Consider the following 25,522-nt stretch of genomic DNA (forward strand, 5'->3'; position numbering starts at 1 on the left):
CTTAACAAAAATCAGCTTAACAAAAATCAGCGTTAGAAAATCAGCTTAACAAAACGCAAAACTAAGGGGTAGTTTATGCAAGTGACGATGCGAATCGAGCGTTATGCGGATCAAGGAAGATGCGTAGGTCATCTTGACGGACGCGTTGTGTTCGTGCGATTTGCGCTGCCTGGAGAGCTGGTTGTTGTGCGCATGGATGAGCCGATGCGTGCAAAAGCGCACTTTTTCACTGGTGAAGTTGTGGAAGTTTTAGAGCCTAACGCGGATCGTGTGGAGCCGCAATGGAAGCTCGCGGGTCCTTTGGTTCAGGGCGGCGGAGTTGGAGGAGCGGATTTAATTCACGTTTCTTTGCCTGGGCAGATTCGTTGGAAGGCAGCCGTGATTGCCAATCAATTCCAGCGTTTAGCGCATATGGATGTTTCGGAAAGCGATGTTAGCGTTGAGCGCATTCCGGGGGATGAGGAGCTTAACGGATGTAATTGGCGCACGCGCATGGAGTTGGTTGCGGATGATGAAGGGCGATTGTCTATGCGAAAGCGCGAGTCGCATGATCGCATTGCGATTGATACTATGCCACTTGCGTCGCGCGCGGTTTTGGCTGTTGCGGATTCTTTGGATTTGTGGAATCGAGAATTTGAGCCAAATGCGCAAATTCGTCTTGCTGTTCCAGAGCCTAGGGTTGATGGTTTGGATTTTGGTGTTTCTGGCGATAAGGCTGCGCTTCTTAGTGCGATTGGCGAAAATTATGCGCTTATAGTAAATGATGAGTTGGTTGCGGGTTCGGCTTTGTTGCGCGAGCGCGTGCGCGTTGCGGCTGCTGGCGATTCATCGCGTGCGCGTACTTTTGATTACGATGTTGACGCGCGCGGTTTTTGGCAGATTCATCGCGCAGCTCCAGAGCATTTGGTGAGCTACGTTTTGGGATTAGTCCGTTCTGCGCTTGGTGGTCGCACTAAGAATACGGTTTTGTGGGATTTGTATTCTGGATCTGGTTTGTTTACGATTCCGCTTGCGACTTTGGCTAATGTTGGCGGAGCTTTATCTAGTTTTGCTGGCGATTCTGGTTCTGCAGAGCCTGCGCGCGTGCTTAGTATTGAGGGTGCACCGATTGCTGTAAAGAATGCAAGGCGAAACATTGGGCGCGCAGGTCTTAGCAGAGATATTGTTGAAGCGCTTGAAGGCGATGTTGCGCAAACGCTTGAATCGCAGGTGTTTAAGGCGAGTAAGTCGTCTAAGATTGTTCGCCGATTTGCGCATCCTGATGTTGTTGTGTTAGATCCTCCGCGCGCTGGTGCTAAAGCTCAAGTTTGTAAGCAGATTGCGAAGTCTGGAGCAAGAGCTGTTGTGTATGTTGCTTGCGATCCGACTAGTCTTGCTCGCGATGTTGGCACGTTTAGGGAGCTTGGCTACAGCGTTCAGTCTTTGCGCGCGTTCGACATATATCCCAACACTCATCACGTCGAGAGTGTTGTATTGATGTCAAAGGCTGATTAGGTGGGTGCAAATTTGCCCTTGTGTAGCAGGGGTTCGCGAGGGCTATCGTTAAAAGGTTTAATGCGAAGCAGCTTTAAGCTGGGTTCTTGCGGTTTTTGAGTGCGATTTTTCTGTATGAGGGAAGATATCAACGCTCTAGGGTCGAGTGCACAGGATGTTAACGTTAAAAGGTGCACCCACTTTGCACCCACCCTGCACCCACCTGTTTATGTGCGGTTTGCTTGTAGTATGTTAGCGATTTTGGTATAGGGTGGGTTGAATATTTTTTGAAAAATTGTAGTTTTAAGTGATTTGGGAATATCGATAATATTGTTTCAAGAAAAATTGTGATATGAGTTGCTAGCGTAAAGTTCTTCTTTATAATTGGATTATAATAATCGGTTTTTGGGGTTGGGGGTATTTTATGTATAGTAGGAATACTAATTATACTAGGCAGATTATTGATGATTATTGTGTGCTAGATACCGAAACGACCGGCTTATCTGCGTATTACGATGAAATTATTGAAATTGGTATTTTAAGGGTCAGGAACAATGAGATAGTAGACCGTTATGATCAGCTGGTTAAGCCGAGTACCGGAGTAGATGGTTTTATTACAGCATTAACAGGAATAACTAATGAAATGTTGGCGAGTATGCCGTCTATCGCTGATGTGAAAACGGCTGTGCTTTCATTTATTGGTGAGGATATTATTCTTGGGCATAATACTTCTTTTGATATGCGTTTTTTGAATGAGGGTTTTAAGACTCAATTGTCTAATCAGTATATGGATACGATGCAATTTGCTCGTAAACTGTATCCTGAGTTGAAGCATCACAGACTCTCCAATTTAACTGATTATTTGGGTTTGCATAATAATGAACACCGTGCTTTAGCTGATTGTATTGCGACGAAAGAATTATATGATGCTGTTAAAACACGCATGGCTGAGAAGAATCTAGTCATTGAAGATTTATGGCCTGTTAGCGGAAGTCACGGTGGTAAAGGGATAGATATCAAAGCCATTAAGCCTGATGAAGTGGTTGTTGATAAAGATGGGTTTTTCTATAATCGGCACGTGGTTTTTACTGGTAAGCTTGAGAAAATGGTTCGCAAGGATGCGATGCAGATTGTAGTGAATCTCGGCGGCGTCTTAGATAATAGTGTGACTAAGCAAACTAACTATCTAATACTTGGGGATAATGATTATAATGCAATTCTTAAAGGTGAGAAGTCATCAAAGCATAAGAAAGCAGAAAAGCTCAAGCTTGAGGGGCAAGATATAGAAATTATTGATGAGCGTACTTTCTATGATTTGCTGGAAGTATAGTCTCAGATATAAGCCGTAAATAGTAAAAGGAATACCAAGCATTAGATTTAAAAGTGTTAGGTTAAAACTCAGAATGGAAAGTCAAAGTTTCAGAGTTCAAGGGCAAGGTTTCATTGTATCCAACACATAATGAAACTAAGATCACGCTGAGGATGGTTTATATTCCAGTACCAAAGGACGAGGATTAGTCCTATGAGCTTATGCTGTAGCCAGCACAAGTTATACGCATCAAAGATATGAAAGGGGTGAGTTATATGATACTCCCTGAAAATTTGATGAACTTGATTCGTCAGGGCGAGGGGCTGACAGTCGAATTCAAAAAATCAACAACAGATATTACGAAGGATGTCTACGATACTGTTTGCTCTTTTTCTAATCGGGATGGCGGTCATATTTTCTTTGGCGTGAAGGATAACGGGACGATTCTCGGTGTTGATAAAGACTGCGTTGAGCAGATGAAGAAAAATTTTGTTACGACGATCAACAATGAGAGAAAAATGTATCCGCCACTCTATTTGACTACAGAGGAATATGAGATCGATGGGCGTATTGTTCTTTATGTCTATGTCCCTGTTGGAAAAACCGTTTACCGCAATGCGGGCAGAATATTTGATCGCAATAATGAGTCGGACATCGATATTACAGATAATGCGGACATGGTTTTCAACCTTTATGCCCGTAAGCAAAGCACCTATTTTGTGAATAAGGTCTACCCTGCCATCCCGGTTTCAAGCCTTCGTCATGATCTTATGGATCGAGCAAGGAGAATGACGAGAGTGAATACTGAGCACCATCCGTGGATTGACATGACGGATGAGGAGATGCTCAGAAGCTGTGGGCTTATACTTGAGGATCCGGAAACGAACAAAGAAGGTATCACACTTGCGGCAGTCTTGCTTTTTGGCACGGATAACCGTATCATATCCGTGTTACCTCAGCATAAGACAGACGCTATTTTCAGAGTGTTTAATGTTGATCGTTATGATGACAGGGATGTGGTGATCACAAACTTGATTGAAAGTTATGATCGTCTGATGGAATTTGGAAAGAAGCATCTGAATGATGTTTTTACATTGGATGGTGTCCAGCGGATAAGCGCCAGAGATAAAATCCTGCGTGAGATTATTTCCAACCTGCTCATGCACCGTGATTTTTCCAGTGGATATGTACCGAAGCTTGTCATTGAACGGGATAAGATTACAACAGAGAATGCGAACCTTGCGCATGGGCACGGAAACTTGAATCTGGAAACATTTAGGCCATTTGCAAAGAATCCGCCGATAGCAAAAGTGTTCCGTGAGATCGGTCTTGCTGATGAGCTGGGAAGCGGTATGCGCAACAGCTATAAATACACGAAGATGTATTCTGGTGGAGAGCCTGTCTTTACAGAGGCAGATGTTTTTACGACAGTGATTCCCCTTTCTGAGGCTGCAACTGCCAAGGTCGGGCCGACTACCCAAGGCACTACCCAAGGCACTACCCAAGGCACTACCCAAGGTACTGTGCAAGGTACTATGCAAGCTGAACTGAGCGAAAGAGATAAGACGTTAGTTAATCTCTTACTGAAGCATCCGGACCATACACAAGCAAAGATTGCGAATGAATTAAACTGGGATGTTAATACTGTGAAATATTATATGAATAAGCTAAAGAAGAATTCCGTAATTCTACGCCATGGGACAAGTCAGAACGGCTATTGGGAAGTTATTTATAAGAATTGAGATATAATATATTCATCTGCATTTTAGGGCACTCCAAAGCGCACTTATAGATCAAGCCAAAGTGCCAAAACGCCAAGATGACGTTTTAAGTGGCGTTTTGAATGATGTTTTGGTGGATAAGATAATAGAAGTCATTCAAAATGATCCTAAGATTACGCAGGTAGAACTTGTAAAGATACTTAATATTCCATATCGTTCTTTACAAAGAAAAATGGATGAGATGAAAGACTCTGGCAGCATAGAACGCATTGGTGGCAAGCGTTATGGTCACTGGAAGATTAATGAGTGATGTAGATGTGTGAAGGATTGACTTTATGTATGGGCAGAAAATAACGGCGAGATTATATTTGATGAATCAAGATCCTTATAAAAAGTCCGATTCTGATAAGCGGGATAAGGGAACAAGATAAGGAGCAAGCCACGATACAAGATTTAATTCAATTTTGCTATGTTCCTCGCAGCCGGAAAGAAATGCAAGAATTTATGGGGCTGACCGGTAGAGGAAACTTTTCGCAAAAATTACAAGGCCTCTTATGAAACATCAAATAAAAAGGAAAGGTCGTGAATAAATGAGCAGAATACTATGCCCGGAATGCGGGACAAAAATATCAGATAAAGCTACGAATTGCCCGCATTGTGGATTTCAAAGTGCCGATTCAAAGAGGCCAATCAGTGAGCAGGACAAATACGAGATGGTTCCGATCTTCGAATATAATATTGAAGAGTGGCAGCCGAATCGAGGAGAACTAAGCATTATCTCATATGAAGATAATAGAAGTCTTATTCAATATTTTGGTAAGTGGGAAAATATCAAGGTGAAGCTTCCTGCAATTGCAGAAGTAATAGGAGCTATGGCAAACAAGAATCGCATCATGGTTGCTAAGATGGATTCCTATGTGAAGGATTTAATAGATAAGGGAATCTATCGATTCACCATTGATAAACAGGGAGAAATACTACCAACAATTCGTGACGCAGATGGATTTGTTAAACAGGTGAGACTTGAGGACATGGCCTTGACACCTAATCTCATACAGTCCTTAAACAATTTATCGATGCACGCGGTAATGGCTCAGATTCTTGATGAAATAGAATATGTCGGTTATGCAATAAGAGAAATCCATGTAGAGCTTCAGAATGATCGTCTTGCTATGGCAGAAGGAGCAAGGGATAAACTAATGCAGGCAAGGCTGATTCAGGATGCAAAGCTGAGAGAAGCGGCTATGCTGGATGTTATACATAGTGCGACAGATGCAAAGCGAGTATTGATGCGGAACTTTTCTCAGAATATGTATTATATCACCGAACATTCCCAGAAGCCTGATTTTCAAATGATGCGTAAATTCAAAGAAGAAAAAGACGTCAGCAGGAAGGCAATTGACGCATTTCAGGCAATTGTTTACATTACTAACTCTGTGCAGACCGAGTGTGAAGGATACGCAATGTTGGGAGAATACGAACCGTGCAAGGAATGCTTAGAGGAATTCAAATCCTTCATAGTGGAAAATAAACTTAATGAGCGAGATACATTATTGTTGCTCAATGAGAATTCTTCTCAGAAGCGGATCGAAGTAGTTGATCAGTTTACCGATATTGCAGCGAGGATTACAGCCTTTGATCCGAAGGCACAAATTGAGTATTCATTACATAATCTGTTGACAGTAGAAACAGAACATACCGAAGGTGATTATGATGAGCAATAATAAAGGTCCAGAAATTCGTTATTGCAAGAAGTGCGGATGTGAACTTGTAAGCACTAATAAGTACAAGTTATGTGATAATTGCAGACGCGAAAGGAGTGCAAATTTTAGAAAGGACGTATTAGGTGCGGTGGGTATGGTTGGCAGTATCGCACTATTTATTGTTGCCAAGGGAAAGCGTGGTGGCGGAGGAAATAAAGCCTGAGCAGAGTTGAGACGATGGGATTTCAGACATATTCCCTCAGAGCGAAGTCTTGAGGCGGTTGGTAAATCTGTGCGTTTGCATATTATTGGGCAGGAACATGGTCTTTGACCTGTTTCCGAGAACGGACAAGGGTAAAATCGGTGTGTTTTCCTCAAAAAATTCGCTTTGACCAATTCCCGCGAACGAACGTGAATTTGGCTACACACTCGACATTAATATGAAGCAGTCGTGCCACGTCGAGACTGTCGTATTGATGTCAAAGGCTGATTAGGTGGGTGCATTTTTGCCCTTGTGTAGCAGGGTTTAGCGAGGGCTATCGTTAAAAGGTTTAATGCGAAGTGGCTTTAAGCCGGGTTCTCGCGGTTTTTCAACGTGTTTTGGCTGTATGAGGGAACATGTCTACGCTTTAGGGTCGAGTGCACAGGATGGATAACGTTAAAAAGTGCACCCACTTTGCACCCACCCTGTGAAGTGGGGATATACAGTATTACAAGCATAATATAGTAAGAAATAATATGATGCTCTAAATCAAAGTTTCAGAGTACAGAGCAATAGTTTCAGAGTTCAAAAGCAAAGCTTCATTGTATCCAACACGTAATGAAACTAGAGTACGAAAAAGGAAGAGGTGCTTCATTTGTCAGAGAATCAAGCGGTACATATAACTTGAAACATGCTGAGACAAGTAAAGTGAAATACGATCTTGTTGGAAAAGTTGCAGAAGGCACTACCCTGAGAAGAAAGACAGTAGGGGCAATTCTTGCTGGTCTTCGCATTGATAGGCTTTATATGTTCAGGAATAATCTGGAAGAATTTATTACTAAGGTGGTTCGACTGATTAATGAACAGAAAGTAGCGATGATCGTTGAGCATATTTCATATGATTCTATCGAGGGCAAATATGATAGCTCAATCTTTACGGCAGAAAAAGATACCCAGAGCTTCGATAAGGCATTCTTGGCGAAGAGGTCCATCCAAGATTATGTATTTACGGATGGATCAGCAGAAAAGAGCATGGAGCGTTGTTTCACAGAGGATTTGGATGCAGCAGAAGAGGTATGTGTATATGCAAAGCTTCCAAGAACATTCCAGATACCTACACCGGTAGGAAACTATTCTCCAGACTGGGAAATTGCTTTCTATGAAGGAAAGGTAAAGCATATTTTCTCTGTGGCAGAGACCAAAGGAACCATGGATAGCTTGAATCTGCGTCCAATTGAGCAGGTCAAGATTTAACGAAATGTCCGCAAGTAATGTCAGATATCACGACGTTGATATATACCAGAGCTTGCTAGATGTGATGAAGACAATGAGTTAGGACGGTGGAGCTAATGACTAAAAAAGTATCAGATAATACTAATGATGCATATGAACAATTTGGAAAATGGCTTATCAAGCAACCTTTTTGGCTTCAAGATGCTACATATAGAATCTATACAGGAAAAACAATCGATGAAAAACAAATAGATCGGTATGCGGATATGTGTATTGATCAGCATAGGCAGCAAGATCTTCAATATGAGCATCTTTCTGTAGAAACAATAAGAGCAGAAAAAGAGAATAAAAATATATCAGTTTTATCTTTATCAGAAATCAAGAGTGTTAATGCATTGGCAGAAGATACCTCGTTAGAGTTTTCTGAGAGCGGTGTTACTGTAATATATGGATTGAATGGTACAGGGAAGTCTGGCTATATGAGAATCTTCAAAGAATTAAGCGGATCTCCATATGAAGAAGCAATACAGCCGAATGTGTATAAAAAAACTAAAGGTAGTACACCTTCCTGCAAGGTTAGAATAAAAAATGAAGGCAAAGAAATAGAAGAAGCATATGATTTATCAAGAGGAATTCAGTCTTCTATTTTATCCGCATGCGATGTTTTTGATACACGAATTTCGAATGCATATATTACTTCATCTAATAAGGTGTCGTATCAACCTTTCATATTTACAGTTTTATCGAAACTGGCTATTGTAGCAGATAAAATATCTAAAAGGATTGATGAACGTGAAAGCCATGTTCTTGATAGAACAATTACTATTCCAGATGATATAAAAAATCATAAATGCATGTCGTGGTTAAAGGAAATAAATAAAGATTCTAAAGTTCCGGAAGATTTCATTGAGTGGACTGAAGACGATCAAAAGCAACTTGAGGAGATACCAAGACTTTTAGACAGGGAAAAGGTTAAACAGCAAGTTGAAATTATTGAAAGTAGGGTAAAGTTAATCACTCAGGTTCTTAGGGATTTAGAAGAGGCAAATCGTAAACAGGATGCTGCATCCTTGGGAGAAATGGTTTCTGCCTGGAGTGAAACAAAAGAAAAATACGATTTATCTCGAAAACTGTTTTCAGAAAAAGCAGATATTCAAGATAGTGTAAGCGTAAATGTAAAAGCATGGAAAGACCTTTGGAAATCAGCAAAAGATTACTATGAATCATTTATTTTCGAAGATAACAAAAATCATTTTGGAGAGGAAGGATCAATTTGTCCACTTTGCCATCAGTCGATTTATGGGAAAACTCAGGAACGAATAAGTAGTGTTAATGAATTTATTAATGGTAGTTGTTTGAGTGATCTGGAAAAGACGAAAAAAGAGCTAATAAGCTATAGAGATTCGATTTGTAAAAGACAATATAGTAGCGATGTAGTTCAGCAATTATTAGAAGATATGGACAAGAAAAATCTTCAAAGTATAGTTGATACATATAAGCGAATTGAAGAAATAAAACTATTGTCTGATGTGACAGAGTTATCATTGAAATTATCTGAAGTAGGCTTGGAAAAAGCTATTACAAGTTTGAAATCCATTCTTTCAGCGCTAGAAGAAGGGAAGAAACCGCTAGTTAGCGCCCTCGAAATAGAAGGAAAAGAAGAGTTAATAAATAGTTTACAGGTGTTAAAATGCAAAAAATGGTGTGTAGACAACTTATCGACGATACAACGAGTTATTACAAATCTGAAAAAAATTGATGATTTGCAGTGTTCAAAGCAGTTTACCACCACTAACAAAATCACGAAACAATCAAATGTGTTGGCAGATTTATTGATAACACAAGCTTACATCGATCGTTTTACTAAGGAATTAAATATTCTTGCCCCACATGTTAAAGTCAAGTTAAGCAAAGGAACATCACAGAAAGGGAATTCGCCTTATAAGGTGAGTATTGATTCTGACAGTGGGATAAAATGTAAGCCAGAGGATATTCTTAGTGAAGGTGAACAAAGGATTGTTGCATTGGCGGCTTTCTTTGCAGATGCAACAGGTAGGGTCGATAGTATTCCTATTATTATTGACGATCCTATTTCATCACTTGACTTGAATTATGAAGAAGCGGCAACAAGAAGGATTGTAGAATTGGCATCATCTCGACAGGTAATAGTTTTTACACATCGTATTTCTTTACTTGTCGGTATAGGAGAGGTCTGCAAAGCGAATAATGTACAAATGCAAGAGGCACATATTCGAAGTGCTAATCGTGGAAAAGGTATACCGGAGTCTGAAGAAGTTTATCATGGGAAAATCAAAGCTCAGCTAAATGCATTAAAGGCAAAAGTTGTTAGAACAAGAAATATCGATTCTGATTTGCCAGAATATGATGATGCTGTAAGTAGGATATGCCAACAGTTCAGAATTTACGTTGAAAGATCTGTGGAAGATGTACTTTTATTGGGAATGGTGCATAGATTCCATAGAAGAATCATGACAAACAATAAAGTAATGAAGATATCACAGATTAAAGATTCTGATTGTCAGATGATAGATGATATGATGACCAAATATTCTTTTACAGAGCATTCTCAGCCAATGGACAGTATGCCTGTTCAGCTCAATTTGGATGAAATTTACAAGGATATAGATTCATTCATATCATGGGTAGTTGAATTCACAAAGCGAGTTGGCTGAAAATCTAGAAGGTTAACGGACTGATTTCTAACGTATAACTTATTCAGAGGGAGCAATTCATGGGGAAAAACAAAGCTGATTTGCAATCGATTCAAAAAGAAATAAAACCGTTCCCTTGTAAGGAGTGGTTTTAGAAAGCATATACTGATCCTGCAGATATGGCTCCTGTTTGTAGGCTTATACGAAGAAAGCATGACAAGGTAGATATTGCCCCAAGACCAAGAGATGATGGGAAACCATATCTTGTAATCAAGGTACATGGATTTCTTTCGGGTGGAGAAGTAAAGATTAGAGGTTCCAAACAGGGGAGGTGATTAGCATTGCGGATGCTATCATGGATAGAATATTCTCAAAATTTTAAATCATGGGCAGAGAGTACCAGAGAAAGTTACGTAAATAGGATTGATGATTTCACCGATGCTAATCACGTGGAGAGTGTTGTTTTGATGTCAATGACTTAATGGGTGGGTGCATTTTTGCCCTTGTATAGCAGGGGTTTGCGAGGGCTATCGTTAAAAGGTTTAATGCGAAGCGGCTTTAGGCTGGGTTCTCGCGGTTTTTCAACGTGTTTTGGCTGTATGAGGGAACATGTCTACGCTTTAGGGTCGAGTGCACAGGATGTTAACGTTAAAAGGTGCACCCACTTTGCACCCGGCTTTGTGAAATAAGTAAGACGATAGTTAAGTTGCTTGAGGTACTAAGTTATATATGAGTACATGGTATAATAGTGACAATTATTTTCGGAGGTATCAAAAGATGGTAATTAATAAATCCTGTTCTAAGTAATGTAGAGAGGTTAAATCCTCTCGGTATTTTCAAGGAGGATTTATGATACGTATTGATGATTTAACAGAAGTTGTAGGTGCAAGAACTTTATTTACGATTGATCATCTATCTATTGGTGCTTGTGACAAGGTTGGTTTAATTGGTGATAATGGCACAGGCAAAACCACCTTTTTACGCATACTTTCAAGTCTTGATACGGACTATGCGGGCCGAGTTCAAATGAACGACGAGATTAGTTATTTGTTCAACAATTTAGAAGATGAACTCGGTTTTATATCTCAGCGTCGTTTTCAGCAGAATTGTAGTAGTAGTCCAGGCGAGCAGCAAAGATTGAAACTGGAGCACCTTTTAGTTGATAATAAAGCATTTTTGCTTATTGACGAGCCTACATCACATTTAGACATTAAGCAAAGAAAGCTATTAGCTAAACGGCTCTATTCTCGCAATAAGGGTTTTATTCTTGTCTCTCATGATCGAGATTTTATTAATCAAACCTGTACGAAAATTTTCGAATTGGTCAATGGGAAAATTGAGGTTTATAGCGGTGATTATTCGTTTTACCTATGCGAAAGAGAAAAGAGGTATAAGTGTGCTGAGAGGGAATATGAGAGTTATGTAAAAGAAAAGAAGCGTCTTTTACAGGTTGCAAATGCAATAAAACAGCAGTCAGCAAAAGTAAAAACCACACCCAAAAGGATGGGTAACTCAGAAGCTAGGCTGCATAAAATGGGTGGGCAACAAAATAAGAAGAAGCTCGACAAACAGGTAAAAGCCACTTTAGAAAGAGTAAATCAACTAGAGGTGAAGAGTAAGCCATATCAAAATGCAGCCATCAAGCTCAATATGGATGAGCGAGAAAAAATTCATTCCAAGGTACTCATCAGGGCAGAAAATCTCAATAAGAGCTTTGATGGCAAGGTGATTTTTAAGAATGTCAATTTTGCGATAGACAATACAAATAAAGTTGCCTTATTAGGTGATAACGGTTCAGGGAAAACCACTTTGCTCAACATGATTCTTAACGGTGAAACGTGGACACATCCGAATTTACGAATTGGTTACTATAGTCAGCTAGGAGAAACACTCGACTATACAAAAACGATTCTAGACAATATATTACCTTATTCAATCTATGACCAGTCAATGACTAGAATCATCTTGGCTCGTCTAGGTTTCAAAACAAATGATGTGTTCAAGCAAGTGAATGTGCTTAGTGATGGTGAAAAAGCCAAGGTGAAATTGGCGAAGCTTCTAACAGGTAACTTTAATTATTTGCTGATGGATGAGCCAACTAACTTTTTAGATATTCGTGCCATAGAAGCTTTAGAAGAGCTGCTTCAAGGCTACGACAGACCCTTGCTTTTCGTGACGCATGATGTGTCCTTTATCAATAATGTAGCGGATTCTTTGTTACTTATCGAGAATGAAAAGATTACTGGTTTTGAAGGTAATTTGCAGCAATATAATGAGGGAAATGAGGTTTAGACTAATTATCATAATGAGAATATTTGCTGTTATTCGCTGGCATTGCACAAATGAGAAGTTTAGTGCCCAGGAATACATAGATGTCAATTGCAATTATCCTGGTGATTAGGATGGTGCAATAGAACGCATTGAAGAATGCGAGAAAGGTAATCTTGATATTATTCTTACTAAAAGTGTGAGCCGTTTTGGTCGTGATACGAAAGAAGGATTAGAGGCTATTAGAAAGATTCGATCTTGTGGTACAAGGATTATTTTTGAGGCTGATAAGATTGATACAGAAACGGTTGATGATGAGCTTTTACTTAGTGTGGTTCAGGTTTGTAGTCAAGCAGAGAATGATTGGCGTAGCGAGAATATTGTTTGGGGATTAAGGCATAGAGCAGAAGATGGCACATCAGGTCTTTATAGCAGAGTTTGTTATGGTTATAAGAAAGATAAGCATGGAATGCTTATTATTGACGAAGACCAAGCACAAGTGGTAAGAGATATTTTTGACTGGTATTTAAAAGGATTAAGTATCGACGGTATTATTAAAAGGCTAAAAAGTAGAGGTGTTAAGTCTCCCAAGGGAAAAGACATTTGGAGTAAACGGGCTGTTGATAGCACTTTGACTAGGCGTAAATATACAGGCGATGTGGCTATAGCAGATTCAGGTGGTTCTGACAGGCAATATTTGTATTCGGATCATCATTCCGGAATTATTTCTAAAGAGAAGTTTGAAGTCGTTGAGCTTGAGATGGCGGATCGGAGTAATGTGGAAGTTGGAGAGGACGGAACTATTATAAGAAAGAAGAAAAAATATAGCTCGAAGAGAGGTACTAAATTATGACGGAAAACTTAAAATACAAATTACGGTATTCATTTATTGTATGTTTAAGAAAATTTATGGAAGTTTTATTTTTTGCTTATGACATCATAAGGCATCCGATAAAAAACATTTCAATATGGTTAGTAGGATTGTTGGCGCTACTGATTTATGGAAATCTATCTATAGGAATAAAAGGGAAAGATATGTTTTTTATGTCTGCTGGATTGGTGTCAATAATTACATTCATATCGAACTTTTTAGAGAAGCAGACGATAGATATTGATAATAAAGATAATTTCTATTTAGGTTATAATATAAAAAAATTGAAATTTCATAGAAATTTTTGGCTTAAAAGATTTAATGAACTTCCAGTTAAACTACTGTTTTGGGTAATTGCTCTTATTCCAATTATCACAATTTTTGTTGAGTTAAAATACAAATCTAAAGTATTAAATGAGATGGTTGAAATAATAGTGGCACGTATTAAATATATAGATTCAATATGGCTTGCTACATTCATAGTTAGCTCATTTTATTGCACCGCAATTTTGATAGAGTCAGTGAATTTATCAAGAAAAAATTTCTCTCAAAGTTATTTATATAAAATAACTAATAACTTTGAAAGGCACATAATTAAAATTGAGATAGAGCGGGATTTTAAAGAAATATTTAATAATATTTTCAATATTAAAAGTAGATTAGGATTAGAAAATAATTTTTGTAGCAATGTTGAAAGCGTCATTAATTACATTGTTAATAGTGGGGATGCAGTTAGTGCAAGTGATTCTGAAATTATAGAATTTTATAACATTGCATTTGAATGTGAAGGAAATAAGATAGACGATGTACTAAGTAAAGTGTATAAATACGCAAAATGTAAAGAAGATAAAAAAATAAAATTTTTTATTTATCCGTATATGCTTAACAAAATTTTGAAATTAATTAAATTGTACTATTACACAAAATGGAATACAATAACTGAATTACATGTGTTACCGTCAGGGATTATAAATATTGCAATTCAAGATTTAAAGATATTGTTGGAAATAGAGAAAAAGTTGCATGGAAATAAAGAATATGAAAATATATTTTGTGGAATTTACATAAGTAATAAGTGTTGTTTTAGAAAAGATAAGACAAATAGTAATTTATGCATTTCAAAAATATGTGAAATTTTAGAAAAAAAGTTTAGAGATATTAAATTCCTAGATTGTATTAATAATATGGATACAATGATGAATTTGTTTGATGTCTTAAATAAGATAGATAGTCAAATTAAAGAGGATAGATATTTTTCGCCAATATTTAGTACCATATTTAAACATACTATTGATAATAAAAATGAAGACAATGAATTTGTTCAATTATTTTATGATGAGATGAAAAAACAGGATTTACCAGAATATATTATTAGCAAAAGAAATGAGGTTACTAAGAATATATTATTGAGTGGGGACTTGATATCAAATGATATTCTCGAGTATCTTCTAGGCTTTATTCAATTAGAAGATGCTATCGTGGTATTGATTTTTAGACTTGCTTATTCAGAACGTTCTGGTAGAGAAATAATGACAGTTGATGAATTTGAAGTTTGGAAAAGGGCATTCAATAAACTTACAGTAATAAAAGATATTGATGAGTTAAAAGAATCAAAATTTATAGATGAAATATGTAGCGAAATTTCAAAGTCAGATGTTTCTCATTTTATATTTTGTCAATTTATTAAATGGATGTGGTCTTCATTATTTGAAAAATTTGATGAAAAGAAATATGAGGAATTCATAAGGCTTGGTAAAGAAGGAATTAGAAGAAATTTTAGTCTAGATAGTTATATTATTGTGAGATTGCTATTATGTAAGTACTACTATAGGTCGTTAAGTGTTTATGAGTTTAAAGAGGAAAATAAAAAGCAAATAAAAATTGAAGTAAATAGTATTAAAGATATATTAAATAAAGAATGCGTATATATTTAGTGTCTTCAAATTGCCTAATCGAGATAGGAAATAACAGGTGTAAGCCAACCGATGATTGTGCCTATAAATAGGCGAAAAGCATGAAATTAAGAAATGATTTCAAAAATAGCCTAACAATCTCACGTCGAGAGTGTTGTATTGATGTCAAAGGCTGATTAGGTGGGTGCAAGTTTGCCCTTGTGTAGCAGGGCTTAGCGAGGGCTATCGTTAAAAGGTTTAATGCGAAGCGGCTTCAAGCTGGGTTCTCGCGGTTTTTGAGTGCGATTTTGCTGTATGAGGGAAGATGTCGACGCTCTAGGGTTGAGTGCACAGGATGTTAACGTACTTCGCTCGCGTTGAAAGCACACTGTGCTTTCAACTTTGAGCAAGCTCAGCGAATCGAAGGCGTAAAACAAAAATAAGGATTGGAGTTATAGGTTAAAATTGTCCTAAGCCCCCTTTACGTCATATCTCTCATGCTCATTCTTGACAAACCCATACAACAACTTTAATATTTTTAATAAAAGTTTAATTTAATTAAAGTTTTGTAGGTTGAAGAAAGGGGTGATATGGATCATATTCCAAAATGGATGGCTAATCTCACAGATGAAGATATGTCGTTTATAAAGAACTTTGTATTATCGTCTGGGTCGTTAAAAGAAATGTCGCAAATGTATCAAGTCTCTTACCCAACGATGAGAATCAGGCTTAACAAGCTTATTGAAAAACTGCGCATAAGCGACAATGAACCAGAAGATCCGTTCGTTCTTTTGGTAAAGAGTCTTGCTATTGACGATAAATACGATGTTGACACAGCTCGAACACTCATAAACGAATATAGAAAAAGGAAGGATGAATCATGAGCTATGCATTATTTGGTCCGATAATTGACATTCTTATCGCACTTGCTATATGTGCTTTAGTGTTCTTTATTGCAAGAAGTCTTATTCGATATGCGCATTTTCTTAAGAAAGACGATAAGTCATCTAAGCAGTCTGCAGAAGATAAAAGAATCGCATTACAGGACTTATAAAACACAAAAATAACAAGTTATCGTGGCAGAAATTGCAAAATTAGCAAAAACTGCCACGATAGCTCCATAAATATGTCTTTATTTAAGAATGGTTCCAAAATGTAAATATTTTTAAATGTTGGTTGTTAGGAACATACAAACTACTAATAGTAAAAGTTTTTTTAAAAAGTTTTCTAAAAGCACTATCGTTAAAAATAGGTACACCTATTTGTGTAGATAAAATCTGCACGTTAGTATGTTGGTAATTTACGAAACGAGAATCACGAGGAGGTGCTTATTATGACTAATCCTTTGCGCGGTATACGAGAAGAAGATATCGTCAAGTATTTTAAAGATCACAATCTTTCAGTTGATAAGACGTATGTATTTACAATGAAATACGACCCTTGGTGGAAAGATTTAATCAAACTATTTTTGTTACCTAAATTATTCTATGTAGCGCAAGGCGTTGATGCGCGTATTGTCGCTGCCACTAATAATGAGTTTATTGTGGTTAATCCGAATGCCATTTTAGGCTCGGGTAATCTAGCTAAATTAGACGATAAGCATCTTCGTCGCATTCCGTGGAATCAACTCACTAATTTTGAAGTTATAAATAAGCCAACAACTCAAATAATTCGCTTTACTGTCAATAGTAAAACCGAAGAATGGAGTGTACCAACGGAAAGTGCTAGCGTATGGCACTTTAATGTGTACAATCTTGATAATTTGAGAAAAACAATACAATCGCACATTAAGTAAGGAGATACGGTTATGTTAAAGGTAAAAAAGATTGTAACATCACTGATTGTGACTGTTTTGTCTTTCGGATTCTTGTCAACAACAATTCCAGCTGCGGAAGCGACTGAAAATAAGTCTACAGCTATTGTACAACAGGATGTTAAGAAAATTGAACAAGAAGTTCGTTTTATTTTTGAAGAAGCTAGCAGTTATAAGAATGGCGTGGTTTCTGTTAAAGATGAGCTCCTTAAGATGAAATATGGAAAAGTAATGGCCGCATACATTGCTGAAGGTATTCGACAAGTATATACAAATGATAACCTGTTGGACGCAATCCGCGCGAATAGCCAAGATAAGGATTTTTGGTCTTGCATGGGCGGCGAACTTATAGGTTTAATTCCTGGGATGGATATTGCTCAACTGCTTTCCAGTGGTGATTTTAAAGCTTATATTGAAGGGCATGCTTGGGATAAGCTTGCTAAATTCCTTGCAAAACAAATCGCTAAATTTGGATTGAAGGTGAATGTTGCAGGTATCGTAGCATCAATCGCAATTGGCGCTGGGAAATGTCTCATTTTTGGATGAAATAGTAATAAATTGTTCACTTTTGTCATAGATTTATGATGCATGTATTGCAATTTTGTATTGCAAAATATGAAAATAATGCTTTGGCTTTATCGCACAATTACTTTGCGACAGAGCCGAAGCATTTTAATCATCATTCTAAACATCTATTGACAAGCAAATTCCAAAACAAGATATCATATATTGTATGAACACTACTTATGCAATTGTTGATAATGACACGTTTGTATTGCGATATATGCAACTTCTTTTAAAAAGTCGTTTGCCTGAAAACTTTGTTTGTGCATGGATGTGTTCTTCTGCAAAACAAGCTATTCATCGTTGCGTTACAGAAAATACTCCTGACGTACTTTTAGTAGATATGTCAATGAGAGAAATGAGTGGTGTTGATGTAATTAAAGCAATTCGCGAGCGCAATGGCAATATTGTTTTAATTGGCTTTACTTCCTACATGCTGGATGAATACGTATTGCAAGTTGCTAAGGCGGGTGGTCAAGCGTTAGTACATAAAGACAATTTAGCAGACGTAGTTGCAGCTATCCAATCGCGCGCAACAAGCTACGGTTGCCCAGAATTGCCACAATATATTGACTATTTTCACACTCCGCAAGAATCATTTAATATGATTTCTCAACTTCCGAAGACTTCAGTTTTGTCTCCTCAAGAATCGGAAATTATGCGCTTGTGTAAACAGGGGTATTCGTCAAAAGAGATTGCAGATCAGCTTAATGTGAAAGTTTCAACAGTCAACACGCATTTACGGCGTATTTATGGAAAACTTCAAGTTAAAAGTCGCATGCAGGCGCTTGCTGTGCTCGCAAAATATTCACATGACATATAACGTGTAAGAAATTAACGTGTAAAAGTAGGTAGTTATGAAATTATTAACGCGTATGATCAATTTTTTGCCGCATGATGCCTGGCAGAAAATTGGAATTGGTGTAATCATAAGTTGTACTTTGATTCTTGAGATTTGTTCCTATAATAATCTTCATTACTACTCTAATTGGCATGCAATTACAGTTGAAATAGTATGGATTGTAATCTGCTTATGCATTGCAATATGGCCACGTAAAGCATCTTTTATTGTACTTATTTGGATGCCGTTGGTAATTATTGCGCCAAATATCAACTACTCATCTATGATGCTTACCATATTGATTTGTTTGGCAATTGCTGTAATTACTCAACCTTGGTACACCGTGCTTTCTTCTTGCGGAGTATCTTCATGGTTCTTTATTATCTGCGATTTTCAAAACGCTTATGTGTTAGCGTGGTGGCTTCTTATCACTCTTATTTCTAGTGCAATCGTAAAATACTATATTTCTACTATTCACCAACAGCAGGAACAGTTATTTGCGCAGCGTTACAACGTTTTTCAAAAATATGCCACTATTGCCGCAATTCGCATGCACGATGAAGTAACTAATGAGCTTTCCAGCATTATGATGATGGCTCAACAATCTATTGAACCTCAAACAACTCATGAGCAAGAGCATGAAAATTCGCGAGAGATTCTTCAACGTGCTACTACAACTGTTCATAGAGCACGTAATATCATTTCTCTTCTTGACAATGCTACAACTGCAAGCACTGGCGATGTTATGCAATCGACTACATGTTATAAAGATTTTTGTACAGGCTTACGCGTTTTATTTGACTGTGAACAAAAGTCATTTGAAAAGCTTGGCTATATTGGTTCCATTGACTTGAGTAGTGATTTAGCTACTGAAGATTCTCAATCAATCCATTTGCCTTTTGAAGAATGTGCTCAAATTGAGTATATTTGCCGAGAACTGCTTGCGAACGTAAAAAAGCATGCTGCAAAGCCTAAAGAATACGCCATGAATGTAATGCTTAATGACCATGAATGTCATATTACGTGTATAAATAGTGCGCAACGAGGTATTCTTGCTAACTTGCAATTAGGATATGGACTGCGTTTTCATAAGATGCTTGCGGAACGCGTTGGTGGAACTTTTAAAGTTATTGAAGATGACGATTCGTGGATTATTAATGTACATGTTCCGCTTCATGCAGAGAAATAGCCATTGCGCAAGATGCTTATTGTGCTTTCTTGCGCTTCAATCGAGTATTTGGACGAACCTTTGTGCAGCAGATGCAAGTAGGTGGTTAATTTGCAATGCAGAATGCTGCTTCGTTGCTATGTTATACCAGTTATCGTGGCAGTTTTTGCTAATTTTGCAATTTTTGCCACGATAACGCGCGATTTAGTAATAATTGTGTGCACAATGGTGCTACTTTGGTATTACGTTGGGTGCTGTAGGTCTGTTATAATAAAGCAAAGCATGAATAACAAATTCATGATTTTGAGCTTAAAGGAAACGGCATGGCTTCTACAAAAACAGCTAGAACAGGCAGATTAAGTGTAAGAGTTAATCCAGAAATACGGGATAGCGCATCGCAAGTTCTTGAACATTATGGTCTTGATATGAGTTCAGCAGTCAACCTATTTTTATATCAGATTGTAAATACGCAACGTTTCCCATTTTCACTTGAAAGTTCTCCATATGAGCATGCTATTGATGAAGCTATGAAAGAAAAACCAATAGCTGCAGGTACTGTAGACGATTTTGCTGAGCTGATGCGCAATGCCTAAACCGCCATTTTATAGTCCAATCTATCTGCGAGATGTTAAGAAATATAAGCAGAAGCATTACGATATTGAGCAAGTAATCAATATTGTAAGACTTATTTGCAATAGTGCAGATTCTCGCGAACTTGCAACTTATAGAGATCATATTCTTAAAGGCTCATATAAAGGCGTGCATGAATTGCATGTGTCTGCAGATGTTCTACTGTTGTATCAAGTTAAAGAAGATTGCATTATATTCCTACGCTTAGGATCTCACGACGACTTATTCTAGCTAGCAAAATCTACCACGATAACTTGCTTAAAAATATAGTTATACAAAAGGAATCACATTTGCAAGCGTACTTGATGAAATTATAAACTTATTGAACGTTCTTAACTCTAAGCAAAATGACTAAATTTTGTATCCGTTGGCGACAAAGCGACAATTTTGGCGACATAAAAATGTCGCTTGGGGCTTAGGACAATTTTTAGACATTTTGTGCAACCATAGCACGATGTTCCATAATTGTCTTTTAATCCCCATTTTAATTCTGTGATTGTTGTAAAAATCAATATAAGTATGAATAGCTTGACGTAATTCTTCTGTACTATCCCAGTTAAGTGGATAATACATTTCTGTTTTCATTTGTCCAAAAAAGCCTTCACAGGCAGCATTATCTCCACTGTTTCCTTTTCTTAACATGGAGCGTGTAATACCAAGACCTTCTAATCTCTCAATCCACCTGCCATCTCTATAGTGACCTCCTCTATCTGTATGAATAGCTAAGCTTTTACATTCTGTAATCTTAAGGGTAGTTAAAGCCTCTTCTAACATTTCATCTACAAGACTCTGATCTGGGTGGTTTGAAAGAGCGTAAGAGACCACTTTACCATCAAAACAGTCAATCATAGGGCTTAAATAGAGTTTTGACTCTTTTACTGAAAACTCAGTAATGTCTGTAAGCCAAATCTTATTAGGTGAATCTGCATGAAAATTATTGTTAACAATGTTACTACATGCGGGAGTAATTTCTCCTATGTAACTTGAATAGCGTCTTTTACGCCTGGCATATCTAACCTCAATTAACTCTTCTTTCATGAGCCGTCTTACTACTTTTTCAGATACTTTAATACCTTTAGTTCTCAACGCTAACCATATTCTAGGAGAGTCATAAGTAAAGAAGTTTTCTTCTGCAATCTTGTGTATGCAACCTCGTATATGTGCGTATTTGTCAGGTTTTTGAAGAGCATTTTTAGCATAGTAATAACTTGAACGTTTTATCTGAAGTGTTTTAATCAGAAGCTCTAACGGTAATACTAAAAGTAGTTAGGCTTATAACACTTTTTGCGGAGTGAGGATTTCTGATATTAATACGGTTGGGATTATATTAGATTTGTTGGGATTGTATTAAATACAGTTGGGACTTTATTGGCCACGGTTGGGACTCTATTAGAGCGTGGCTAATGCTCGTTTTGTTTTCTAAAACGAGTGTTGTTTAACGAGAAGGGGGGTGAAAACATTGTTAACGCTTAAACCTCAAAGCACGTAGCTTTCAAGGCAAGTGTGGTTTTTACATGTCAAACTGTTATAAAAACGAGATTATTCCACTCTTTTTTACACTCATGATACAGGTTTTAAGAAAGAGCGGGTAAATGTTATAAGAATTTTTGGAACAATTAACAAGATTGTGGTTAATGATTAATCAATAAGACACTACTAGTAAACAGTTAAAGCCTGATTAGCTATAGGGCGATGAGATACGTCAATAGGATCCTCATGGTTTTTCATGACTCCTATGAAGTACCTCTATTCTACTATGGCTGTTTTTCAGGTATTAGAGTCGGTACTTCATAAAGTATCGGCTCTTTTTTGTATGTGTCTTCACCCTACCGCTGCAGGCGGGAAGGGTGAGCATGAGGACTCGCAAAACTAATAGCAATGATTGAGCAACGTATAAGTATACAAGTTGTGTTCGTAATGAAGATGGTAGTTATAGTGAAGAAACTATCGAGATTAAGCCGGGCGAAAATGGTGTCACTGAAGCTGATATTAAGATGCTTCACTCAATGGATGACAGTGAGGTTTACTACAACAATAAGAACCTGCGTCCTACTAGAACTGTTGAAGAAAAAGCTGAGATTGAAGCTTGGAAAGAAGAATATATCCAGCATTTTAATCTTAAGCATGGTTATGAGCCGAATAAAGATGATGTGGAGTATGCTGCTGAAGAGCATTTTCCACGTAACTATAATCTTTCACTTGACTTTGATGCACGTCGAGAGTGTCGTATTGATGTCAAAAGCTGATTAGGTGGGTGCAAGTTTGCCCTTGTGTAGCAGGGCTTAGCGAGGGCTATCGTTAAAAGGTTTAATGCGAAGCGGCTTTAAGCTGGGTTCTCGCGGTTTTTGAGTGCGATTTTGCTGTATGAGGGAAGATATCAACGCTCTAGGGTCGAGTGCAATAAGTTCAATGATTGTTGCTTGTGCACAGTGTGATATACAAATGTATCAATCACTTGGATTTTCAATTCAGATTGGGAACTTGTTTTCATTTGAACCATAAGTCACAGTCATTAGATAAAAAATAAAGGAGTAAACTATGGAGCATAATTGCGGATTTATTAACGATAAAAAAGCATTTAGGTATAGAGCAGCAGCCATCATAGTAGAAGAAGGTTGTGTGCTATTTGCAGGAAATGATGAGGACGACTATTACTACTCAGTTGGCGGAGCGGTTCACATGGGCGAGACATCAGAAGAGGCCGTGAAGAGAGAAGTATTTGAAGAGACAGGTCTTAATTACGAGGTCGATCACCTTGCTGTCGTACACGAGAACTTATTTATCGGCAGCTCCGGCTTAGATGGAGTAGACTTCCATGAGCTTACATTCTACTACTTGATGAAGTCCCTGGGCAAAAGAGATTTTACGAGCCATAGTACTACAGAGTCAGGTGCTAAAGAGACAATGCATTGGTTACCTATAGATGAGCTTGATAAGTGCAAGGCTTACCCGACATTTATGAAAGAATATCTTAAATCGGAGCATAGTGGAATAGAGCATATAATTTCAGATGAAAGATATTAATGAATCCCGCTATTATGGCAAGAGATCGTTACATAAACATTATTTCTTAGAAGATTATGACAGGAAGAATGTGTTTGATATTGAAGAATATATAAAGAGAAAAGGCAAGGTTAAGCTTAATAGAAATACGGTAATTACAAGATTGTAAGATTTACTATTATAACTATATGGTCGAGGGTATATTCGATATGGTAGAACTATATAAATTTGGAGTTGTGGAGGCGATGAAATGATTAGAAAAATAAAAAAAGAAGATGCTCAATCTATACGAGAAATATGTGATATTTCTTTAGGATATACTGTTTCTACAGAGTTAGTAGAGAATCAAATCATAAAACTATCAGCTGATAAAAAGCATCATGTGATTTATGTTTATGAGGATGAGGATTTGCATAAAGTTGTTGGATTTGTACATGCTGAAATGTATGAGAGTCTTTATTCAGAGTGTGGATTAAATATTCTAGGATTAGCTGTTTTACCAGAGTTTCAAGGAAGAGGCATTGGAAAAAAATTGATGAATCATTTAGAAATGGATTCTCGACAAAAATTACTTAAGTTTATCAGGTTAAACTCAGCAGAAGCAAGAACGGAAGCACATAAATTCTATGAAAATATAGGATATGTATGTGATAAGACGCAAAAGAGATTTATTAAAATTTTCGAATAAGTCAATCCTAGTTTGTTGAACTGAAAAATTGAATACTAAATTTGTAAGACGATAGAAAAAAGAAAAAAATCTATCGTCTTTTTCATGCCTAATTTCAATTTATATTGCGCTCAATAAATAGGGGAAACTCGTTAATTAGCGAACTAGTATTTCAAGTACTTTTCACTAATATATACACTACAAAATGCTAGTTCTAGTTTCTTAACTCTTGGATACAATGAAACTTTTCCTTCTGTACTCTGAAACTGTTTGCTTTCTGTGTTATATATCCCAGCATGCACTTGACAACAAACGTATGTTTCTGTTGCCTTATTCCGTACGTTCGTTGTTGGGGATTGGCATGAATGAGAGCAGAGCAATGAGGTGGATATCGGTCTTCGGCGCATTGTGTTGTATGGCTCGTGCACCTTGGATTTTGTACGTTCTCTGTTAGTTTTGTATAAATTCTTTTGAAACAGCTATTTTCACATAATTATGTGCGCGTGTGCTAAGAAAATGCCGTGTTACGATTCGTAACGCTTGTGTTATCGTTCGTTCCTTTTCTATTCATATGTTGCTCGTTAGCATGTAATTACGCAGTGCGATTATTAATTGCATTACGAGCAAAACAAATAATCGTTAAGAACGAAAACTTATAGCCAATGAAAGGAGTTATACGATGTTGTTGGGAGAAAAAATCAGAAATGCGCGCGTGGAAGCGGGTTTAACTCAGGAAGAACTTGCTGAAATGATTATGGTTTCGCGTGCTGCGGTAGCGAAGTGGGAAGGCGGTCGCGGTCTGCCGGATGTTGCAAATTTGAAGGTGATTGCGGATGCGCTGGGCGTTACTGTCGACTATTTGTTGGATAAAGACAATGCTATTGATTTGTCAATCATTAAGAAGCCTATTGATTTAGCGAAGTATGGTCTTAATGCAAAATTGGGTGTTCGTAAGAAAATCAAGATAAAGGAACAAATTATTCGCGATGAATATGCAGACGCTGAAATTATTATGCTCACGGTGACGAAGTTTATTCCAAATTCGTCTGAAAAGTTTATGGATAATTTTATCGGGTGTATTACTACTTTGTTCGGTGATATTCCTTTGTTTGATACGTTTGCATTCGGTAAAGCGGTAGAGAGCATTGGCAGTGAACAGTATTACTTGGTGAATAAAAAAGAAAAGCAATTTTTTGTGCTGATAACGGATGAGTATATTATTAGCAGAATGATGCGAGTAAAGTTCACTGATAAGAAGATGTGTGTTGGGGATAAGGAATTTACGCAAGTTGGTAAGTTGCGTGATAAGTAAGAACCGGGAACCGGTAGTTGGTTGGGAATTGGTCAGAAGAATGTGGTTTTCAGTTTTGATTTCCGCATTCTCCTGATTTTTATTTTCCGGCTTTTGTACATGCTTTTAGTGTTTTTACATGACAGTTGATCATAAGAAATGAAATTCGATTTTTGCACACATATAAGAATGCATATTCTT

Annotated in this window: 24 protein-coding genes and 1 pseudogene; 24 read left to right on the forward strand and 1 reads right to left on the reverse strand. The window is 37.4% G+C overall.

Annotation, left to right across the window (positions count from 1 at the left end):
* Nucleotides 1-75 precede the first annotated feature (75 nt).
* The 19 genes from HXT37_RS02590 to HXT37_RS02680 all read left to right on the forward strand — a co-directional run bounded on the left by HXT37_RS02590 (nt 76) and on the right by HXT37_RS02680 (nt 20,591).
* The gene (locus tag HXT37_RS02590) at nt 76-1,494 is read left to right on the forward strand and encodes a class I SAM-dependent RNA methyltransferase (protein WP_421779703.1); all 1,419 of its coding nucleotides are present in this window, start codon (nt 76-78) and stop codon (nt 1,492-1,494) included.
* A gap of 403 nt (nt 1,495-1,897) precedes the next feature.
* Nucleotides 1,898-2,803: a 3'-5' exonuclease gene (locus HXT37_RS02595; protein ID WP_102703422.1), complete on the forward strand. Its 906-nt coding sequence runs from the start codon at nt 1,898-1,900 to the stop codon at nt 2,801-2,803.
* Between the two features lie 254 nt (nt 2,804-3,057).
* Complete coding sequence (locus HXT37_RS02600) at nt 3,058-4,524, forward strand: RNA-binding domain-containing protein (RefSeq protein ID WP_421779705.1); 1,467 nt, start codon at nt 3,058-3,060, stop codon at nt 4,522-4,524.
* Between the two features lie 61 nt (nt 4,525-4,585).
* Nucleotides 4,586-4,813, forward strand: a complete 228-nt coding sequence (locus HXT37_RS02605; RefSeq protein WP_158245254.1) for a winged helix-turn-helix domain-containing protein — start codon at nt 4,586-4,588, stop codon at nt 4,811-4,813.
* 280 nt (nt 4,814-5,093) lie between these two features.
* Nucleotides 5,094-6,227, forward strand: coding sequence for a zinc ribbon domain-containing protein (locus tag HXT37_RS02610; protein WP_102703424.1), 1,134 nt, complete (start codon nt 5,094-5,096; stop codon nt 6,225-6,227).
* Nucleotides 6,217-6,429 carry a hypothetical protein gene (locus HXT37_RS02615; protein WP_101896516.1) on the forward strand — a complete coding sequence of 71 codons (213 nt, stop codon included), beginning with the start codon at nt 6,217-6,219 and terminating at the stop codon, nt 6,427-6,429. The genes HXT37_RS02610 and HXT37_RS02615 overlap by 11 nt, the downstream gene beginning before the upstream one ends.
* A gap of 597 nt (nt 6,430-7,026) precedes the next feature.
* Nucleotides 7,027-7,662, forward strand: a complete 636-nt coding sequence (locus HXT37_RS02620; protein ID WP_199172881.1) for a hypothetical protein — start codon at nt 7,027-7,029, stop codon at nt 7,660-7,662.
* 95 nt (nt 7,663-7,757) lie between these two features.
* Nucleotides 7,758-10,334: an AAA family ATPase gene (locus HXT37_RS02625; RefSeq protein WP_102703425.1), complete on the forward strand. Its 2,577-nt coding sequence runs from the start codon at nt 7,758-7,760 to the stop codon at nt 10,332-10,334.
* An 828-nt stretch (nt 10,335-11,162) separates the two neighbouring features.
* Nucleotides 11,163-12,605 (forward strand): ribosomal protection-like ABC-F family protein, encoded by a 1,443-nt coding sequence (abc-f, locus tag HXT37_RS02630; protein ID WP_102703426.1) that lies wholly within the window; start codon nt 11,163-11,165, stop codon nt 12,603-12,605.
* 175 nt (nt 12,606-12,780) lie between these two features.
* Nucleotides 12,781-13,434: a recombinase family protein gene (locus tag HXT37_RS02635; protein ID WP_233186358.1), complete on the forward strand. Its 654-nt coding sequence runs from the start codon at nt 12,781-12,783 to the stop codon at nt 13,432-13,434.
* A complete protein-coding gene (locus tag HXT37_RS02640) occupies nt 13,431-15,386 on the forward strand; it encodes a hypothetical protein (RefSeq protein ID WP_102703427.1) in 1,956 nt (651 codons plus the stop codon). Before HXT37_RS02635 ends, HXT37_RS02640 begins: the two co-directional genes overlap by 4 nt.
* Before the next feature lie 548 nt (nt 15,387-15,934).
* On the forward strand, nt 15,935-16,228 hold the full coding sequence (locus HXT37_RS02645; RefSeq protein WP_020759138.1) for a DUF2089 family protein: 294 nt from the start codon (nt 15,935-15,937) through the stop codon (nt 16,226-16,228).
* The gene (locus HXT37_RS02650) at nt 16,225-16,398 is read left to right on the forward strand and encodes a hypothetical protein (RefSeq protein WP_102703428.1); all 174 of its coding nucleotides are present in this window, start codon (nt 16,225-16,227) and stop codon (nt 16,396-16,398) included. Before HXT37_RS02645 ends, HXT37_RS02650 begins: the two co-directional genes overlap by 4 nt.
* Nucleotides 16,399-16,677: 279 nt before the next feature.
* Nucleotides 16,678-17,139, forward strand: a complete 462-nt coding sequence (locus HXT37_RS02655) for a hypothetical protein (RefSeq protein WP_004110362.1) — start codon at nt 16,678-16,680, stop codon at nt 17,137-17,139.
* A 12-nt stretch (nt 17,140-17,151) separates the two neighbouring features.
* Nucleotides 17,152-17,703: a hypothetical protein gene (locus HXT37_RS02660; RefSeq protein ID WP_076002703.1), complete on the forward strand. Its 552-nt coding sequence runs from the start codon at nt 17,152-17,154 to the stop codon at nt 17,701-17,703.
* A 187-nt stretch (nt 17,704-17,890) separates the two neighbouring features.
* A complete protein-coding gene (locus HXT37_RS02665; protein ID WP_102703429.1) occupies nt 17,891-18,544 on the forward strand; it encodes a response regulator transcription factor in 654 nt (217 codons plus the stop codon).
* 34 nt (nt 18,545-18,578) lie between these two features.
* Entirely contained in the window at nt 18,579-19,751 is a 1,173-nt protein-coding gene (locus HXT37_RS02670) for an exodeoxyribonuclease V (RefSeq protein ID WP_102703430.1), read from the forward strand.
* A 302-nt stretch (nt 19,752-20,053) separates the two neighbouring features.
* Nucleotides 20,054-20,323, forward strand: coding sequence for a type II toxin-antitoxin system RelB/DinJ family antitoxin (locus tag HXT37_RS02675; protein ID WP_102703432.1), 270 nt, complete (start codon nt 20,054-20,056; stop codon nt 20,321-20,323).
* The gene (locus tag HXT37_RS02680) at nt 20,316-20,591 is read left to right on the forward strand and encodes a type II toxin-antitoxin system YafQ family toxin (protein WP_102703433.1); all 276 of its coding nucleotides are present in this window, start codon (nt 20,316-20,318) and stop codon (nt 20,589-20,591) included. The genes HXT37_RS02675 and HXT37_RS02680 overlap by 8 nt, the downstream gene beginning before the upstream one ends.
* 120 nt (nt 20,592-20,711) lie before the next feature.
* Here the strand turns inward: HXT37_RS02680 and HXT37_RS02685 are convergent, their stop codons facing one another.
* Nucleotides 20,712-21,599: an IS3 family transposase gene (locus HXT37_RS02685; protein WP_421779779.1), complete on the reverse strand. Its 888-nt coding sequence runs from the start codon at nt 21,597-21,599 to the stop codon at nt 20,712-20,714.
* Nucleotides 21,600-22,366: 767 nt separating this feature from the next.
* Here HXT37_RS02685 and HXT37_RS02690 point away from each other — a divergent pair.
* The 5 genes and pseudogenes from HXT37_RS02690 (at nt 22,367) to HXT37_RS02710 (ending at nt 25,342) form a co-directional block, all read left to right on the forward strand.
* Nucleotides 22,367-22,606, forward strand: a complete 240-nt coding sequence (locus tag HXT37_RS02690; RefSeq protein ID WP_233186359.1) for a hypothetical protein — start codon at nt 22,367-22,369, stop codon at nt 22,604-22,606.
* 292 nt (nt 22,607-22,898) lie between these two features.
* Nucleotides 22,899-23,384: an NUDIX hydrolase gene (locus HXT37_RS02695; RefSeq protein WP_102703435.1), complete on the forward strand. Its 486-nt coding sequence runs from the start codon at nt 22,899-22,901 to the stop codon at nt 23,382-23,384.
* A 31-nt stretch (nt 23,385-23,415) separates the two neighbouring features.
* A pseudogene (locus tag HXT37_RS02700) lies at nt 23,416-23,532 on the forward strand (conjugal transfer protein TraG); the annotation flags it as partial.
* An 81-nt stretch (nt 23,533-23,613) separates the two neighbouring features.
* The gene (locus tag HXT37_RS02705; RefSeq protein ID WP_102703437.1) at nt 23,614-24,051 is read left to right on the forward strand and encodes a GNAT family N-acetyltransferase; all 438 of its coding nucleotides are present in this window, start codon (nt 23,614-23,616) and stop codon (nt 24,049-24,051) included.
* Between the two features lie 658 nt (nt 24,052-24,709).
* Nucleotides 24,710-25,342, forward strand: a complete 633-nt coding sequence (locus HXT37_RS02710) for a helix-turn-helix domain-containing protein (protein ID WP_076002747.1) — start codon at nt 24,710-24,712, stop codon at nt 25,340-25,342.
* Nucleotides 25,343-25,522 lie beyond the last annotated feature (180 nt).

The sequence above is a fragment of the Gardnerella sp. DNF01151 genome (assembly GCF_049244235.1).
Classification (GTDB): domain Bacteria; phylum Actinomycetota; class Actinomycetes; order Actinomycetales; family Bifidobacteriaceae; genus Bifidobacterium; species Bifidobacterium swidsinskii.

What these genes read in the sequence shown, in the direction of transcription:
- HXT37_RS02590 (WP_421779703.1), top strand. Translation starts at nt 76, where the DNA reads ATGCAAGTGACGATGCGAATCGAGCGTTATGCGGATCAAGGAAGATGC.
- HXT37_RS02595 (WP_102703422.1), top strand. Translation starts at nt 1,898, where the DNA reads ATGTATAGTAGGAATACTAATTATACTAGGCAGATTATTGATGATTAT.
- HXT37_RS02600 (WP_421779705.1), top strand. Translation starts at nt 3,058, where the DNA reads ATGATACTCCCTGAAAATTTGATGAACTTGATTCGTCAGGGCGAGGGG.
- HXT37_RS02610 (WP_102703424.1), top strand. Translation starts at nt 5,094, where the DNA reads ATGAGCAGAATACTATGCCCGGAATGCGGGACAAAAATATCAGATAAA.
- HXT37_RS02615 (WP_101896516.1), top strand. Translation starts at nt 6,217, where the DNA reads ATGAGCAATAATAAAGGTCCAGAAATTCGTTATTGCAAGAAGTGCGGA.
- HXT37_RS02620 (WP_199172881.1), top strand. Translation starts at nt 7,027, where the DNA reads ATGAAACTAGAGTACGAAAAAGGAAGAGGTGCTTCATTTGTCAGAGAA.
- HXT37_RS02625 (WP_102703425.1), top strand. Translation starts at nt 7,758, where the DNA reads ATGACTAAAAAAGTATCAGATAATACTAATGATGCATATGAACAATTT.
- abc-f (WP_102703426.1), top strand. Translation starts at nt 11,163, where the DNA reads ATGATACGTATTGATGATTTAACAGAAGTTGTAGGTGCAAGAACTTTA.
- HXT37_RS02640 (WP_102703427.1), top strand. Translation starts at nt 13,431, where the DNA reads ATGACGGAAAACTTAAAATACAAATTACGGTATTCATTTATTGTATGT.
- HXT37_RS02645 (WP_020759138.1), top strand. Translation starts at nt 15,935, where the DNA reads ATGGATCATATTCCAAAATGGATGGCTAATCTCACAGATGAAGATATG.
- HXT37_RS02650 (WP_102703428.1), top strand. Translation starts at nt 16,225, where the DNA reads ATGAGCTATGCATTATTTGGTCCGATAATTGACATTCTTATCGCACTT.
- HXT37_RS02655 (WP_004110362.1), top strand. Translation starts at nt 16,678, where the DNA reads ATGACTAATCCTTTGCGCGGTATACGAGAAGAAGATATCGTCAAGTAT.
- HXT37_RS02660 (WP_076002703.1), top strand. Translation starts at nt 17,152, where the DNA reads ATGTTAAAGGTAAAAAAGATTGTAACATCACTGATTGTGACTGTTTTG.
- HXT37_RS02665 (WP_102703429.1), top strand. Translation starts at nt 17,891, where the DNA reads ATGAACACTACTTATGCAATTGTTGATAATGACACGTTTGTATTGCGA.
- HXT37_RS02670 (WP_102703430.1), top strand. Translation starts at nt 18,579, where the DNA reads ATGAAATTATTAACGCGTATGATCAATTTTTTGCCGCATGATGCCTGG.
- HXT37_RS02675 (WP_102703432.1), top strand. Translation starts at nt 20,054, where the DNA reads ATGGCTTCTACAAAAACAGCTAGAACAGGCAGATTAAGTGTAAGAGTT.
- HXT37_RS02680 (WP_102703433.1), top strand. Translation starts at nt 20,316, where the DNA reads ATGCCTAAACCGCCATTTTATAGTCCAATCTATCTGCGAGATGTTAAG.
- HXT37_RS02690 (WP_233186359.1), top strand. Translation starts at nt 22,367, where the DNA reads ATGGATGACAGTGAGGTTTACTACAACAATAAGAACCTGCGTCCTACT.
- HXT37_RS02695 (WP_102703435.1), top strand. Translation starts at nt 22,899, where the DNA reads ATGGAGCATAATTGCGGATTTATTAACGATAAAAAAGCATTTAGGTAT.
- HXT37_RS02705 (WP_102703437.1), top strand. Translation starts at nt 23,614, where the DNA reads ATGATTAGAAAAATAAAAAAAGAAGATGCTCAATCTATACGAGAAATA.
- HXT37_RS02710 (WP_076002747.1), top strand. Translation starts at nt 24,710, where the DNA reads ATGTTGTTGGGAGAAAAAATCAGAAATGCGCGCGTGGAAGCGGGTTTA.